Below are 13,153 nucleotides of genomic sequence, written 5' to 3' on the forward strand. Positions count from 1 at the left end.
ATCTTATCGGCAACCGATTAGTACCGGCCTAGGTCAACAGCTTCACCAGCTCGCATCACTCTGAATCATCCTCACCTCTAAGCACGAAGCCAGCACTCCTTACGAGTGATGCATAGTTCATGATAGGCATAGGTCGAGGCCGGGAAATATTCCACTGCTGGCCAAGCGGCTGCATGATGTAGGCAAGGATAGAATACGGGTACTCGTTACGATTCACTCCATCAAGAAGATCGTACGCCTCCTTCTCATTATAAGCCGAGAACTCGTAATAGTGACCCAGCACCTCCGATAGGAAAAAACTTCTACCTCCCGATCCATAGCCTCGATTAAATCGCGCAAAAGCGCCAATCTTTGGATTCGCGACGAACGCCCTCCCGCATCTATCCACGAACTCGGGCTGCTCGAACTCCCGTCCAACACAAGCGTCAAATAAAGTCCGACTCTTCTGAAAGGCAGCACACAAGAAAAACAACCACAGCGCATGAATCTGGCCGCCACCATCTAACGCCATCGCCACCTCCTCTACAAGGGGAACCAACTGGTGCTGAGAGCGAAGATCGAGACCGAACGCCGAGACGATCATGTCCCAACTGTGTGTGTAACCACCGTCATACCCACTATTCTTAGGAAGCCCAGAATATGTCGATGCAAGGGTGATAGGTCCCTCCTGGTCAAACAAAGTAGAGGCGAACCGCTGGTAATCGGTTGCCGGCAGAAGATACTCACGGTCAAAAAGACGCCGAAGATAGCCCGCACCGTCAAAATCAGCCCCATAGAGCGAGCGAACTGAATTCTGAAGCTGATGCAAATTTGTCGATATAACGTAGACCACATCAACCACCCCAAAGATATGCTTAACCTCCTCCAGAAGTTTCACTGCATAGGATGGACGGCAACGATCCAGCTCATCGATAAAGATAAACATTGGAAGCGTAGACTCTTTCGATGAGTGCTCCTTGACCAGCAGAAGATGATCATGGACAGCCGTCCGAAATGCGGCAAGATCATCCTTTCGCGACTGATGGCTAACCAGATTTTCCTGGAACAACTTATCTAGAACCTCGTCTGCCGCCTTAGTTGCACGCCCCCAAGAGTCTTCAGTCGAGCCACTCTTCGATATAGCGTCACCGAGCTCATCAAAGCCAACACCGATAGCCTTTTGAAGAACACCACTCAGCAGCACTTTGCTGGCCGGCACTAACGCCCGCCGCAGGTTTCTCTTCGAATCTGCGAGCAACTCTGACGCCTGCTTGCGCAATTTCGCATTCTTCGGAAGGTTGGCTTTCTGCCAAGCGTGCATGACATCGACGACGGCAGCCATAAGCGCAACAGATGCTTCGTCACCAATATCATTTTCCCAGGCGTCGAAATACACCACAGGGTGACCTAGGAGCCCCAGATCGCAACTCCATTTCTGGACGAAGAACGTTTTACCTGCTCCCCACGGCGCGTCCAGAGCGACAGTTAGGCCTCTTCCTTGATCACTTCGTTTTCGAGATTGGGAAGTAAGGGACTTAGTCAAATAGTCAGCAACTGGCTTTCGACTGAAAGCATCGCCATCCCAATGGTCAAGTGGTGCATCGCTCATCCGGAACCCCCCCTCTTCCTCGCTAAGGATCGACTTACATCAACCATTTCGAGTGCGATACGCGCCACAAATGGCATCTGCAACCGTATGCCTAGGTATAACTACCTCCCTTAAAGTGTAACGGGTCAAACGCGGTCACAGCAGTCATCTCTTCGCGACCAGGGGCTAGGAGCGATGAGCACTTGGCGGAGGCAATCATTAGACTGCTCGGCATCCGCCATCCGTTCTAGAACGCGCACGGCAGAACAGCCCCTAAGTGCATCGCGCCTAGGTCTTCCGCAGCATGCACCGCATGCACGAAGACCCCATGCAACTCACCAATCTGATTCGCTACGGCACCGTCGCCACGGTGGATGTGGCGAACGCGCGTGTCGTGGTGTCGGTGGGCGGTCTCATTACCAAGCCCATTCCCTGGCTTGCGCCGCGTGCCGGCGCCACGCGCACCTGGTCGCCGCCCTCCCCCGGCGAGCAGGTGCTCGTGCTTTCTCCCGGCGGCAACCTCGGTGCTGCCGTCGCCCTGACGGGCATCTTCTACGACGCCTTCGCCAAGCCTGACGGCGCCACCGCCGACAACGTGGTGATCGCCTTTGGTGATGGCGCGGTGCTGCTATACGACCAGGCCGCCCATGTACTCAAGGGTGCGCTACCGGCAGGCGGCCGTATGGAGCTGACCGCCCCCGGCGGCTTTCACCTGGTCGGCGATGTGGATGTCGACGGCGCCCTCCACGCCACTCAGGCGGTCACCTTCGACGCGACCCTGCACACCGCGCAGGACATCACCAGCGATGCCGACGTGAAGGCCGGCGGCATCAGCCTGCGCAACCACCCCCATGACAAGGTGCAGCCCGGCGGCAGCATGTCAGGCAAGCCGCAACCATGACGGGCATGTCGCGCACCACCGGCGCCATGCTGCCCGAGATCGAGCACATCGCCCAATCTGTCGCAGACATTCTCAGCACGCCGCTGGGCAGTCGCCTCGCGCGCCGCACCTACGGCAGCCGTCTCTTTGACCTCCTGGATGCGCCGGTGAACGCCACCACCCGCGTACGCCTGTTCGCTGCCACGGCCACCGCCCTCATGCGCTGGGAGAAGCGCATCACCGTGCAGCGCGTCGCGCTGACCGCCATCGACGGCCTGCGCGGCCGCTTCGCGCTCGATATCACGGGTTCGCTGGCGACCGGCGACGCCGTCGCGCTAAGCGTCCCCCTCACCCTGGGGGGCGCCGTATGACCGGCGCCATCCAGCTCGACCGCTTGCCGCCACCGGATGTGGTGGAACCGCTCAACTTCGAGACCCTGTTATCGCAGGGCAAAGCGATGTTCCGCGCCCTGTGGGACGAACAACGCAAGGCCGACCCCACCCTCCCCGCGCTCGACCTCGACCGCGAGTCGGAGCCGGTAGTGAAGCAATTGCAGCTGGTCGCCTATGTGGCGCTAGGCCTACGCCAGCGCGTGAACGATGCGGCCCGCGCCAACTTCCTGGCCAGCGCCAAAGGGGCCGATCTCGACAACCTGGGTGCGTTCTACAACGTAAAGCGCCTGGTGCTCCGCGAAGCCAAGCCGGAGCTGGGCATCGAGGCGGTCTACGAGTCGGACGACGATTACCGCGAACGCATCACCCTGGCGCCGGCCTCGTTTTCCGTCGCCGGCCCGGAGGCGGCTTATGTCTTCCATGCGCGCAGCGCATCCGGCGACGTGCTGGACGCTAGCGCCGTCAGTCCCCAACCCGACGATATCCGCACCTTGGTGTTCGCCGTGCTGGCTGCTCACAGCGCCACGCCGGAGCTGATCGCCGCCATGACGCAGACGCTCGACACCGCCGTTTGGCCGGGGGAGGTGATCGTGTCGGTGCTGTCACGCAAGGGGGACGGGCACGCGGATAGCGCACTCCTGGCCGCCGTGCTGGAGCGCGTCAACGCGGACGGCGTCCGCCCCCTGACCGATGCCGTCACCGTGAAGTCGGCCGACATCGTGCGCTTCAAGCTGCGCGCCAAGCTCTGGTCCTACGCTGGCCCCGATCCCATGATTGCCATGGCCGCTGCACGTCGCCAGCTGGATATCTACCTGGCCGATGCGCGCCGCCTGCGTCGCTCGATTGCGGTCTCGGGCCTCTACGCCGCCCTGCACGCGGCGGGTATCCAGAAGGTGGACCTTCTGGAGCCCGTGGAGGACATCGTCATCTCCGCCACCCAGGCCGCGTACTGCGACCCGGCCGACATCGACATGACCTACGGTGGCATCGGTGCGTAGCCTGTTGCCGCCCAACAGTACGCCGCTGGAACGCACCCTCGAAGCGGTCACGCTGCGCCTGACGGATGTTCGTGTGCCACTGCGCACGCTGTGGAATGCCTATGCGATCAGCGCCGAGCTGCTGCCGTGGCTGGCCTGGTCAGTCGGCCTGGATAGCTGGAAGACCTATTGGCCCGACTCTGTGAAGCGCGCGCGCACCGCGCAGGCCATCGACATCGCCCGTCGCAAAGGCACCGCGAAAGCCGTCCGTGATGTGGCGGCTGCCTTCGGCGCCTTCGTCACTATCGTCGAATGGTGGCAGAAGACGCCCCGGGGCATTCCCCACACCTTCGACGTGATCGTCACCGTGTCCGGCCAAGGTGGCACCGAAGCCAGCGCCGCGTACGTGGAAGACATCATCGCGGAAATCACCCGCACCAAGCCCGCGCGCTCCCATTTCGTTGTCACCCAAGGCCTGCATGTCCTCGGCGGCGTCGGTGTCGTACGCGCGGTGCGCGCGCAGTCCTATGCCCACATGAAATTTGAGGATGTCGCCTGATATGGCTCTCGGCTTCACGCTTACCCCCGAAGGCCTTGCGGCGATGCGCAATCCGGACGGTGACGGTACGCGCGCAGTGCGCGTCGCTACCGTCGGCCTCACGGCGACTGCCTTCGCCCCAGGCCAACCCGTACCCAACGAAATCAAGCGCGTCTCCACACTCGCTGGGGGCGCCACCGCGGCGGACACGATCCACGTCACTGTCACCGACGCGACACCCGGGGCCATGTATTCCGTGCGCGGCTACGGCTTCTATCTGGATGACGGCACACTGCTGGGCTCGTACGGCCAGGCTGACGTGATCGTGGAAAAATCCGCAGCGTCCACGATGCAGCTGGCCGTCGATATCCAGTTCAAGGCACTGGACACCACGCAGATCACGTTCGGCGATACCACCTTCCACAACCCGGCAGCGACCACCGACCTGCTCGGCGTGGTGGAGCTGGCCACCTCGGCGGAAGCCAAGGACGGCCGGGACACGCAGCGCGCCATCACCGCACGCGGGTTGCGCGACACGTTGGACGACCGCTTGGGCGCCTCGGCGCCCTCCCCCTTCGTCAAGCCGTTACTGGCCCTCGCCAATGCGGCGCAGTTCCGCGACGCCATCGGGCCAGAATTCAAGGCTGCACCGCATCAGCACCCGATGGCCGACATCATTGGCCTGATCACGGCGCTGTCCGCCAAGCTCGATGCACGCTCGCGTTACGTGCCGGGTCAGATCATCGTCTCGGCCGCGCTGTCGGCGCCCGCCGGCACGCTGCTGTGCAACGGCGCGGCGATCTCCCGCGGCGACTATGCCGACCTGTTCGCGGCCATCGGCACGCGCTTTGGCGCGGGCGACGGCAAGACCACCTTCAACGTGCCCGCCTTCGGCGAAGGTGCAGTGATCAAGGCCACGGTGGACCCGCAGAAGGTCGGCACCTATAGCGCAGGCTCCGTGCTGAGCCATACCCACGGCGCCACCGCAGCGGCCGTCGGCGATCACAGCCACACGGTGTCCATCGTCGCCGCCGGCGGACACGCGCACGGTGCCAGTTCCAGCGGCGTGGGTGACCACGCGCACGGCGCCTGGACTGATGGCCAGGGCTGGCACGGCCATACCGGCGCGACGAATGTAGCCGGGGGCCACACGCACACCGCGGCCAATGGCGCATCCATCATCACCAATGCGTGGGGTGACGTGGGTTACCAGGGCGCCGGCAGCCCTCGCTTGCAAAGCGCGGGCGCCAACACCGCCGCCGCAGGCGACCACCAGCACGGCCTCAGCATCGACGGCAACGGCACCCACGGTCACAACATCGGCATGAACGGCGCGGGCGGCCACGCCCATGAGATCTACATCGCCGCCGTCGGCGACCACAACCACAGCGCCTCGGCCGGTGGTGCGGGTGGTCACGTCCACACCATCACCGTGTCCGCAGCAGGCGACGGCGCCAACCTCGCGGCCGGCTGGCATCTGTTCCATTTCATCGCCTACTGAGGCCATCCCATGTCCGACCATCTGCCGGCGTCGACGTACGCCTACAGCTTCGACACCACCACGCGCGAGTACCTATGCGCCGTGCTGGTCTATCTCTCGCCCACGGAAGGCACGTACCACCTCCCTCCGAACGTGGTGGAGGCGAAGCCGCCCACGGAGATGGGTCCGCACCAGGCGGCGCGCCTCAACGCCATCGGCGATGCCTGGGACATCGTGCCCAACTACCGCGGCGTAATGCTGTGGGACATCGCGACGGGCCGCCCGATCCCGAACACCCTGAAACTCGGCGAGACGCCGCCCGACGGGGTGACCGCCGAACCGCCGCCGGTGTTCAGCGATGCACAGCCGCTGCGCAATGTCTGGAACCCCACGGCGCGCGCCTGGCAGCAGGAGCCGGACTACAGCCGCTTCCCGGTGTGGTGGAAGGCCACCGGCGAGCTGGCTCCGCGCATGCCGTCTGGCCGCGAGCTGCCCGACACACTCACCACGCTCTGCCCGCCGACGCCCGGCCTGCACCAGTCGGTGCAGTGGAACGACGAGCACGCCACCTGGGTGTTCGTCGCCGACTACCGCGGCTTCACCTACTGGACCGCCGATGGCATGCGGCATGTCATCGCCCAGCTCGGCGAGCAGCCTCCGACCGGCTACCTCACCGCGCCTCCCTCGGACGCGCCGACCACCACCGACTCCATCACCACCGAGGGCTAACCCATGTCTACCGCCTATCACCACGGCGCGCGCGTCAACGAAGTCTCGGGCGCCACCTACACCATGCAGACCGTATCCACGGCAACCATTGGCCTGATCGCGACGGCCAAGGACGCCGATGCGAAGACCTTTCCGCTCAACACGCCGGTCCTGCTGACGAACCCCAAGGCCGCCATCGGTAAAGCCGGCATCACCGGCACGCTGGCCAGCTGCCTGCGTGCGATCTCTGACCGCGTGACCTGCCCCACCATCGTCGTGCGCATCGAAGAAGGTGTGGACGCCGATGCCACCACGTCCAACGCGGTGGGCACGACCACCGAGGACGGCCGTTACACCGGCCTGCAGGCGCTGCTGACGGCGGAAGCCCGCACGGGCGTGCGGCCGCGCATCCTCGGCGCCCCGGGCCTGGATACCCAGCCGGTGGCCGCGGCGCTGTCCAACGTCGCCAAGAAGCTCAAGGCCTTTGCCTATGCCAGCTGCGACAAGGCCAAGACGCTCAGCGACGCCAAGACCTACCGCGATGGCTTCGGCGCGCGGGAACTCATGCTTATCTGGCCGCACTTCACCACCTGGGACACCGTGGCCAACGCCGAAGTGCAGGCCAACACCGTCGCCATGGCGCTGGGCCTGCGCGCGAAGCTCGACCAGGACGTGGGCTGGCACCGCTCGCTGTCCAATATCCCGTTCGACGGCCCCATGGGCATCACCGCCGACGTGTACTTCGACTACCTCACCGAAGGTACCGACGCGGACATTCTCAACGAAGCCGGCATCACCACGCTGGTCAAGCACAACGGGTTCCGCTTCTGGGGTTCGCGCACCTGTGACAAGACCGACTTCCTCTTCGAGGTCTATACCCGCACGGCGCAGGTGATCGCCGACACCATCGGCCAAGGCGTGTTCGAGTACTCGGACAAGCCCATGCACGCCAGCCTGATCATCGACATCATCGACACGATCAATGCCAAGCTGGGGAGTCTCGCGCGCTTCGGCTATATCCTGGGCGGCAAGGCCTGGTTCGACGCCTCGCTCAACGACACCGCGGACTTGAAGGCCGGCAAGCTGGCGATCAGCTACGACTACTCGCCCGTGCCGCCGCTCGAAGACCTGCAGCTTACCCAGACGTTCACCGACGTCTATATCGGCAAGCTCAAGGCTGCCGTCACCGCCACCAACGCTTGATGCCCCGCCGCCGACCCGGTCGGCGGCGCTTTCCCTTTGCTGCAAGGAACACCCCCCATGAAGCTCCCGAGCAAACTGAAAAACTTCGACCTGTTCCAGAACGGTGAATCGTGGCTGGGCCTGGTGCCGAGCGTCACCCTGCCCAAGCTGACCCGGAAAATGGAGGACTACGCGGCCGGCGGCATGGCCGGCCCGGTGGAAATCGATCTCGGGCAGGAGAAGATCGAGCTGGCCTTCACCGCCGGCGGCCTGATCCGCAGCGCACTGGCCAAGTACGGCGCCACGGCCGTCGATGCGGTGCAGCTGCGTTTCGCCGGCGCCTACCAGTCCGAAAGCAACGGCGCCTATAACGCCGTCGAGGTGGCCGTGCGCGGTCGCTACAAGGAATTCGATCCGGGCGACGCGAAGTCGCAGAGCGACACCGAACACAAGTTCTCCGTGTCCTGTGCGTACTACCGCCTCAGCATCGACGGCGTGCCGGTGATCGAAATCGACATGCTCGCCAACAAGCTGGTGGTGGACGGCGTGGATCTCACCGCCGCCCAGCGCGCCGCTATCGGCCATTGGTAACCCCTCTCTCTCTGCCATCCCCTAAGGAATCCCTCATGAGCGATATCACCACCATGCCCGTCATCAAGCTCGAAGAGCCCATCCAGCGTGGCGAGCAGACCATCACCGAGGTCCGCCTGCGCAAGCCGAAAGCCGGCGAACTGCGCGGCACGCAGCTGGTCAACGTGCTGCACATGGACATCGCCGCCCTCGAAATCGTCCTGCCGCGCATCACCATCCCGACGCTGACCAAGCACGATGTGGGCAACCTGGACCCGGCGGACATCACGCAGTTCGGCGTGGAGCTGTCCGGTTTTTTGTTGACGAAGGAGAAGCGGGAGGCCTTCCCGTAACAGTGGACGACGCCATGGCCGACATCGCGGTGGTGTTCCACTGGTCACCGTCGACGATGGACGCCATGGCCGTGAGCGAATTGGTGCAATGGCGCGAACGCGCCCGGCTTCGAAACGGCGGCGAGGACTAGCGTGGACCTTAAACTCAGCGTGCTGCTGAACATGATCGACAAGGCGACCGCGCCGCTGCGCGGCATCGCCGGCAGCTCCGCCGCCACGTCCAAGGCGCTGCGCGACACCCGCCAGCGCCTCAAGGAACTGCAGAAGGCGCAGGATGACTTGAAGGGCTTCCGGCAGCTCAAGGCCGGCACGCAGGCGCTGGCCGGCCAGCTGTCCACCGCGCAGAAGCGCGCCACCGAGCTGGGCCGAGCCATCGCCAGCGCCACGAGCCCGACGCGGCAGCAGACGCGCGAGTTCACCGCAGCCAAGCGCCAAGCCGAGGCGCTGGGTGTGCAATACCAGGCCAACGTACGCCGCCTGCAAACCATGCGCGAAAGCCTAGGTGCCGCGGGCATCCACACCCGCCACCTGGCGCGTGATGAGCGACGCCTGCGCGACGATATCGCCGCGACCAACACACAGATGGATGCGCAGCAGCGCAGGCTCGGCGCCATCACCCGGCAGCAGCAGAAGATGGCCGCGGCTCGCCAGAGCTTCGAGCGCAGCTCGGCCACGGCGGCGCACCTCACGGTGGGCGGCTACGCCGCACGCGAGACCGGCAAGCACGTGCTAGGCGCGATCAGCCCCACCATTGATGAGGCCAAGGCGTGGTCGATGCAGGTGGCCCAGCTGCGCGCCATGGGCGTCGGCGATGCCATGGTGACCGATGCGGTGAAGTTCGCCCGCGCGCAGGACATCATGGGCACGAGCGCCACCGACACGCTCAAGCTGCTGAAAGAGTCCTACAGCGTCCTGCGCGACATGCACGAAGCGGAGGCGGTCACACCCTACCTCGCGCGGATGAAGTTCGGCATCGAAACCGTCATGGCCCAGGGCGGCCACGGCGAGGGCCATGGCGCGACGGCCGAGACCATGTTCATGGACCTGCTGAAAGTCGCGGAGCTACGCGGCGCCGCCAAGAGCCCGGAAAGCTTGAAGCGCGTGTTGGACTTCGCGACGCAGGCTTACGTGGCCTCTGGCGGCCTGGTGAGGTCCGAAGACCTGCTCAACATGATCAAGACCGGCGGCGTCGCGGCCAAGCAATTGGACGATCAATCGTTCTTCTTCGGGCTGCTGCACACCGTGCAGGAAATGGGCGGCCACCGTGCCGGTACCGGCCTGGCCACCGCCTATCAGAACTGGGCAGCCGGCCGCTCCACGCGCCAGTCCGCGGACGAGCTGTACCAGCTCGGCCTGCTCAAGCCCGGTGCCATTGAGGTGCACGAGAAGACCGGCCACCTCAAGAAGCTGCTTCCCGATGCGCTCAAGGAAGGGGACCTGTACCGCGCCAACCCGTTCGAGTACCTGATGACGCGCGTCATCCCGAAGCTCAACCCGGACGGGAAGCTCAACGACCAGCAGGTGGTGAGCAAGATCAACGCGCTGTTCTCCGGCCGCAAGGGCGGCGACCTATTCGCATCGCTGTTCATGGAGCGTGCGAACATCGCCAAGCACCTGGCCGCGGCGCCTAAGGCCTTCGGCGTGGATGCGCTCTACAACGAAGCTCGGCAGAACGCCACCGGCCAGGAAGCCGAACTACTGGCGCGCAAGTCGGACCTGTACCGCGAGCTGGGCGAACAGCTGCTACCCGTCTATGTCGCCGGCCTGGGCAAGCTGGTGAGCATCCTGCGTGCCGTCAGCGGCTGGTCGCAGCGACACCCCGCACTGGCCAAGGGCATGCTGCTGGTCGCCGGCAGTGCCGGTGTACTACTGGCCACGGTCGGCAGCTTGATGATCGGCCTAGGCGGACTGCTCGGGCAATTCGCGCTGTTGCGCTACGCCCTGCGCCTCGGGGGCATTCGCTTCGGTGCGATGGCCGGCGGTGCCGAGGGCGGGCTGCTGTCGCGCCTGCCGCTGCTGGGCCGACTGTTCCCGGCCGTCGCTACCGGTGCCCGCGCCGCCATGCTCGCCGTCACCGGCGTGAGCCTGCCGGTGGCCGCCCTGATCGCGCTGGTGATCGTCGCGGCGCTGACGATACGCCGCTACTGGCAACCCCTCTCGGCCTGGTTCTCGGGCGTGTGGGAGGGCATCGGCCGCACGCTCGGCCCGGTGTTCGACGACATCGGCCGCGCCCTCGCGCCGCTCAAGCCAGCGTTTGACCTCATCGTCGGCTGCTTGGTCAGCGTGTGGCGTTGGGTGTCGCAGCTATGGGAGCCCTTCCAGGCCACGAAAGAGCAGATGGACAGCGCGCGCGCGGCTGGCGTGTCCTTCGGTGAACTGGTGGGCACCGCGCTGCGCGGCATCGCTCAGGCCGTCACCTTCGGCGTGCGCATGTTCGTCGCGCTGGGGGAAGCCATCGGCACCGCGGCGGGCTGGGTCGCCGTGCATTGGGAGCCGGTGAAGGCCTGGTTCGCCGACATGTGGCAGAGCGTGGAGAACGCGGCGCGCAGTACGCTCGACTGGATCAGCGCGAAGCTCGGCGCGGTGCGTGACCTGATCGACCGCATTCGTCATCTCGGGCAGAGCGGTCCGGCGGCGCAACCTGGCGGGACACCGATCGACTGGATCACCGGCGACGATCAGGAGAAGGCGCGCACGATCGCCGACGCCATCGGGCGCACGCCGCTGGCCGGCGGCGAAGGCTCGGGCACCGGGCCAAGCGTTATCAACAGCGCCGCACCTGTGGGCGTGCGTGCCCCAAGGACCGTGGTCATGCAGGGCGACCAGGTGACTATGCACGTGGACGCGCGCGGCCACGATCCGGCGGCGATTGAGCGCCAGGTCGGCCACGCCCTGGCCAGGCACGAGCGCAACAAGCAGATCCGCGCGCGCTCGGCATTCAGTGACGGAGAGTCGTGATGGAAGGCACGGTATTGATGGCGTTCGGGCCGTTCGTGTTTGGCATGCGCACGGCCGCCTACGAAGAACTGCAACGGCAGATGCAGTTCAAGCACGCAGCCTCGGCGCGCGTGGGCAAGCGCGATGCCTTCCAGATTGTGGGACCGGGCTCGGAACTGCTCACGCTGTCCGGCACCGTGGCGCCCGAGGTATCCGGCACGCTGGCTTCCATCACGCAACTGGAAACCATGGGCAAGGAGGGGCGCGCTTATGTGCTAGTGGACGGTGCCGGCCATGTCTACGGCGTCTATTTCATCGACAGCCTGCAGACCACGCAGAGCGCGATCCACGCGGACGGTACGCCACGCAAAGTCGCGTTCTCGCTGACGCTGTGTCGCAGTGACGACGAACCGGCGGACGAGGCGCCAGGCGACCACCTGGCCGGCGGCCCGTCGCAGGCCGAGCAGCGGCGCGCCGGGGCTACGGCATGATCGTGCAGCCCACGAATCCGTTGCTACGCCCCACCTGTCAGATCGTCATTGGGGGCAAGGACTACACCCGCCAGATCATGCCGCACCTGATCCAGCTCAGCGTGGAGTCCAACCGCCAGGACCATGCCGATACCGTGAATCTCTCGATGGACGATTCGCTCGGCCGGATCGCCCTGCCCCGTCGTGGCGTGGAGCTGCAGGTGATGCTCGGCTTTGAAGGGCTCGGCGTGTCACTACAGGGCACCTACCACGTGGACGAAATCGAGCACAGCGGCACGCCCGATACGCTGAGCATCATCGCCCGCAGCGCCAAGCTCACACGTGAGCTGCGCGCCCGCAAGGAGCGCAGCTGGAACAGCACCACGGTGGGTCACATCGTGCGCGTGATCGCCGGCGAACATCAGCTGACGCCACGCATAGGCGTGGGGCTAGATGCCCTGCCCGTCGGGCACCTGGCGCAAACCGAATCGGATATCGCGCTGCTACGTCGCCTAGGCAAGTTGTGGGACGCCGTGGCCACGGTGAAGGCAGGGAACCTCCTGTTCATGCCCATCGGCAGTGCGAGGACGGCAAGTGGGAAACCGCTCGAAACGCTCACCCTGCAGCGTGCGGACGGCGACCGGCACCGCTTCCACGAAGCCGACCACGACGCGTACACAGGTATTCGGGCCCGCTGGCATGACGTAGGCGCTGGGCGTGGCCGCACCGTGTTGGCCGGGAAAAACGGACACGTGAAGTTCCTGCGGGGGGATTTCGCCAGCAAGGAAGACGCGGAGCGTGCTGCAGAGGCAGAGCTGGCCCGCGTACGCCGCGGCGCATCCACCTTCGCGCTGGATATCGCCATCGGGCGCCCGGACCTGTACCCCGAGATGCCGGCACGCACGCGCGGCTGGAAGCCCGAGATCGATGCTATCGAGTGGATCGTAGTGACGACCACGCACAGCCTCACACCGAATGACGGTTATTCCACCCACGTGGAACTGGAAAGCAAGGCGACCGCCAGTGATACCGCAGCGGCTGACGAAAGCAGCGATGATGACCTTGAAGTGGCAATCGCGTAACCGAGGATACCCACACC

General features: G+C 65.0%; 14 protein-coding genes. 13 read left to right on the forward strand and 1 reads right to left on the reverse strand.

The annotated features are described in order from the left end of the window. Positions 1–55: 55 nt before the first annotated feature. A complete protein-coding gene (locus ISN75_RS18965; protein ID WP_343817564.1) occupies positions 56–1,588 on the reverse strand; it encodes a KAP family P-loop NTPase fold protein in 1,533 nt (510 codons plus the stop codon). A 307-nt stretch (positions 1,589–1,895) separates the two neighbouring features. Between ISN75_RS18965 and ISN75_RS18970 the strand changes: the two genes are divergently transcribed. From ISN75_RS18970 to ISN75_RS19030, 13 genes are read left to right on the forward strand one after another with little or no spacing between them, the layout of a single operon-like run. Then, positions 1,896–2,468 (forward strand): phage baseplate assembly protein V, encoded by a 573-nt coding sequence (locus ISN75_RS18970; protein ID WP_343817566.1) that lies wholly within the window; start codon positions 1,896–1,898, stop codon positions 2,466–2,468. 5 nt (positions 2,469–2,473) lie between these two features. Continuing rightward, a complete protein-coding gene (locus ISN75_RS18975; protein ID WP_343817568.1) occupies positions 2,474–2,818 on the forward strand; it encodes a GPW/gp25 family protein in 345 nt (114 codons plus the stop codon). Beyond that, on the forward strand, positions 2,815–3,837 hold the full coding sequence (locus ISN75_RS18980; RefSeq protein WP_343817569.1) for a baseplate assembly protein: 1,023 nt from the start codon (positions 2,815–2,817) through the stop codon (positions 3,835–3,837). Before ISN75_RS18975 ends, ISN75_RS18980 begins: the two co-directional genes overlap by 4 nt. Then, a complete protein-coding gene (locus tag ISN75_RS18985; protein WP_343817571.1) occupies positions 3,830–4,375 on the forward strand; it encodes a phage tail protein I in 546 nt (181 codons plus the stop codon). Before ISN75_RS18980 ends, ISN75_RS18985 begins: the two co-directional genes overlap by 8 nt. A gap of 1 nt (position 4,376) precedes the next feature. After that, a complete protein-coding gene (locus ISN75_RS18990; protein ID WP_343817573.1) occupies positions 4,377–5,855 on the forward strand; it encodes a phage tail protein in 1,479 nt (492 codons plus the stop codon). A 9-nt stretch (positions 5,856–5,864) separates the two neighbouring features. Beyond that, the gene (locus tag ISN75_RS18995; RefSeq protein ID WP_343817575.1) at positions 5,865–6,563 is read left to right on the forward strand and encodes a phage tail protein; all 699 of its coding nucleotides are present in this window, start codon (positions 5,865–5,867) and stop codon (positions 6,561–6,563) included. Positions 6,564–6,566: 3 nt separating this feature from the next. Next, positions 6,567–7,745 (forward strand): phage tail sheath subtilisin-like domain-containing protein, encoded by a 1,179-nt coding sequence (locus tag ISN75_RS19000; protein ID WP_343817577.1) that lies wholly within the window; start codon positions 6,567–6,569, stop codon positions 7,743–7,745. A gap of 57 nt (positions 7,746–7,802) precedes the next feature. Then, positions 7,803–8,315: a phage major tail tube protein gene (locus ISN75_RS19005; RefSeq protein WP_343817579.1), complete on the forward strand. Its 513-nt coding sequence runs from the start codon at positions 7,803–7,805 to the stop codon at positions 8,313–8,315. Between the two features lie 35 nt (positions 8,316–8,350). Next, positions 8,351–8,647 (forward strand): phage tail assembly protein, encoded by a 297-nt coding sequence (locus ISN75_RS19010; protein ID WP_343817581.1) that lies wholly within the window; start codon positions 8,351–8,353, stop codon positions 8,645–8,647. 14 nt (positions 8,648–8,661) lie between these two features. After that, entirely contained in the window at positions 8,662–8,778 is a 117-nt protein-coding gene (locus ISN75_RS19015) for a GpE family phage tail protein (RefSeq protein WP_343817583.1), read from the forward strand. Position 8,779: 1 nt separating this feature from the next. Next, the gene (locus ISN75_RS19020; protein ID WP_343817585.1) at positions 8,780–11,605 is read left to right on the forward strand and encodes a hypothetical protein; all 2,826 of its coding nucleotides are present in this window, start codon (positions 8,780–8,782) and stop codon (positions 11,603–11,605) included. After that, positions 11,605–12,075: a phage tail protein gene (locus ISN75_RS19025; protein ID WP_343817587.1), complete on the forward strand. Its 471-nt coding sequence runs from the start codon at positions 11,605–11,607 to the stop codon at positions 12,073–12,075. The genes ISN75_RS19020 and ISN75_RS19025 overlap by 1 nt, the downstream gene beginning before the upstream one ends. Beyond that, the gene (locus tag ISN75_RS19030) at positions 12,072–13,136 is read left to right on the forward strand and encodes a contractile injection system protein, VgrG/Pvc8 family (RefSeq protein WP_343817589.1); all 1,065 of its coding nucleotides are present in this window, start codon (positions 12,072–12,074) and stop codon (positions 13,134–13,136) included. The genes ISN75_RS19025 and ISN75_RS19030 overlap by 4 nt, the downstream gene beginning before the upstream one ends. Positions 13,137–13,153 lie beyond the last annotated feature (17 nt).

The sequence above is a fragment of the Dyella marensis genome (genome assembly GCF_049532885.1).
Taxonomy (GTDB): Bacteria; Pseudomonadota; Gammaproteobacteria; order Xanthomonadales; family Rhodanobacteraceae; genus Dyella_D; species Dyella_D marensis.

What these genes read in the sequence shown, in the direction of transcription:
- ISN75_RS18980 (WP_343817569.1), top strand. Translation starts at nt 2,815, where the DNA reads ATGACCGGCGCCATCCAGCTCGACCGCTTGCCGCCACCGGATGTGGTG.
- ISN75_RS19005 (WP_343817579.1), top strand. Translation starts at nt 7,803, where the DNA reads ATGAAGCTCCCGAGCAAACTGAAAAACTTCGACCTGTTCCAGAACGGT.
- ISN75_RS19015 (WP_343817583.1), top strand. Translation starts at nt 8,662, where the DNA reads ATGGCCGACATCGCGGTGGTGTTCCACTGGTCACCGTCGACGATGGAC.
- ISN75_RS18975 (WP_343817568.1), top strand. Translation starts at nt 2,474, where the DNA reads ATGTCGCGCACCACCGGCGCCATGCTGCCCGAGATCGAGCACATCGCC.
- ISN75_RS18965 (WP_343817564.1), bottom strand. Translation starts at nt 1,588, where the DNA reads ATGAGCGATGCACCACTTGACCATTGGGATGGCGATGCTTTCAGTCGA.
- ISN75_RS19030 (WP_343817589.1), top strand. Translation starts at nt 12,072, where the DNA reads ATGATCGTGCAGCCCACGAATCCGTTGCTACGCCCCACCTGTCAGATC.
- ISN75_RS18970 (WP_343817566.1), top strand. Translation starts at nt 1,896, where the DNA reads ATGCAACTCACCAATCTGATTCGCTACGGCACCGTCGCCACGGTGGAT.
- ISN75_RS19010 (WP_343817581.1), top strand. Translation starts at nt 8,351, where the DNA reads ATGAGCGATATCACCACCATGCCCGTCATCAAGCTCGAAGAGCCCATC.
- ISN75_RS19000 (WP_343817577.1), top strand. Translation starts at nt 6,567, where the DNA reads ATGTCTACCGCCTATCACCACGGCGCGCGCGTCAACGAAGTCTCGGGC.
- ISN75_RS18995 (WP_343817575.1), top strand. Translation starts at nt 5,865, where the DNA reads ATGTCCGACCATCTGCCGGCGTCGACGTACGCCTACAGCTTCGACACC.
- ISN75_RS18990 (WP_343817573.1), top strand. Translation starts at nt 4,377, where the DNA reads ATGGCTCTCGGCTTCACGCTTACCCCCGAAGGCCTTGCGGCGATGCGC.
- ISN75_RS19025 (WP_343817587.1), top strand. Translation starts at nt 11,605, where the DNA reads ATGGAAGGCACGGTATTGATGGCGTTCGGGCCGTTCGTGTTTGGCATG.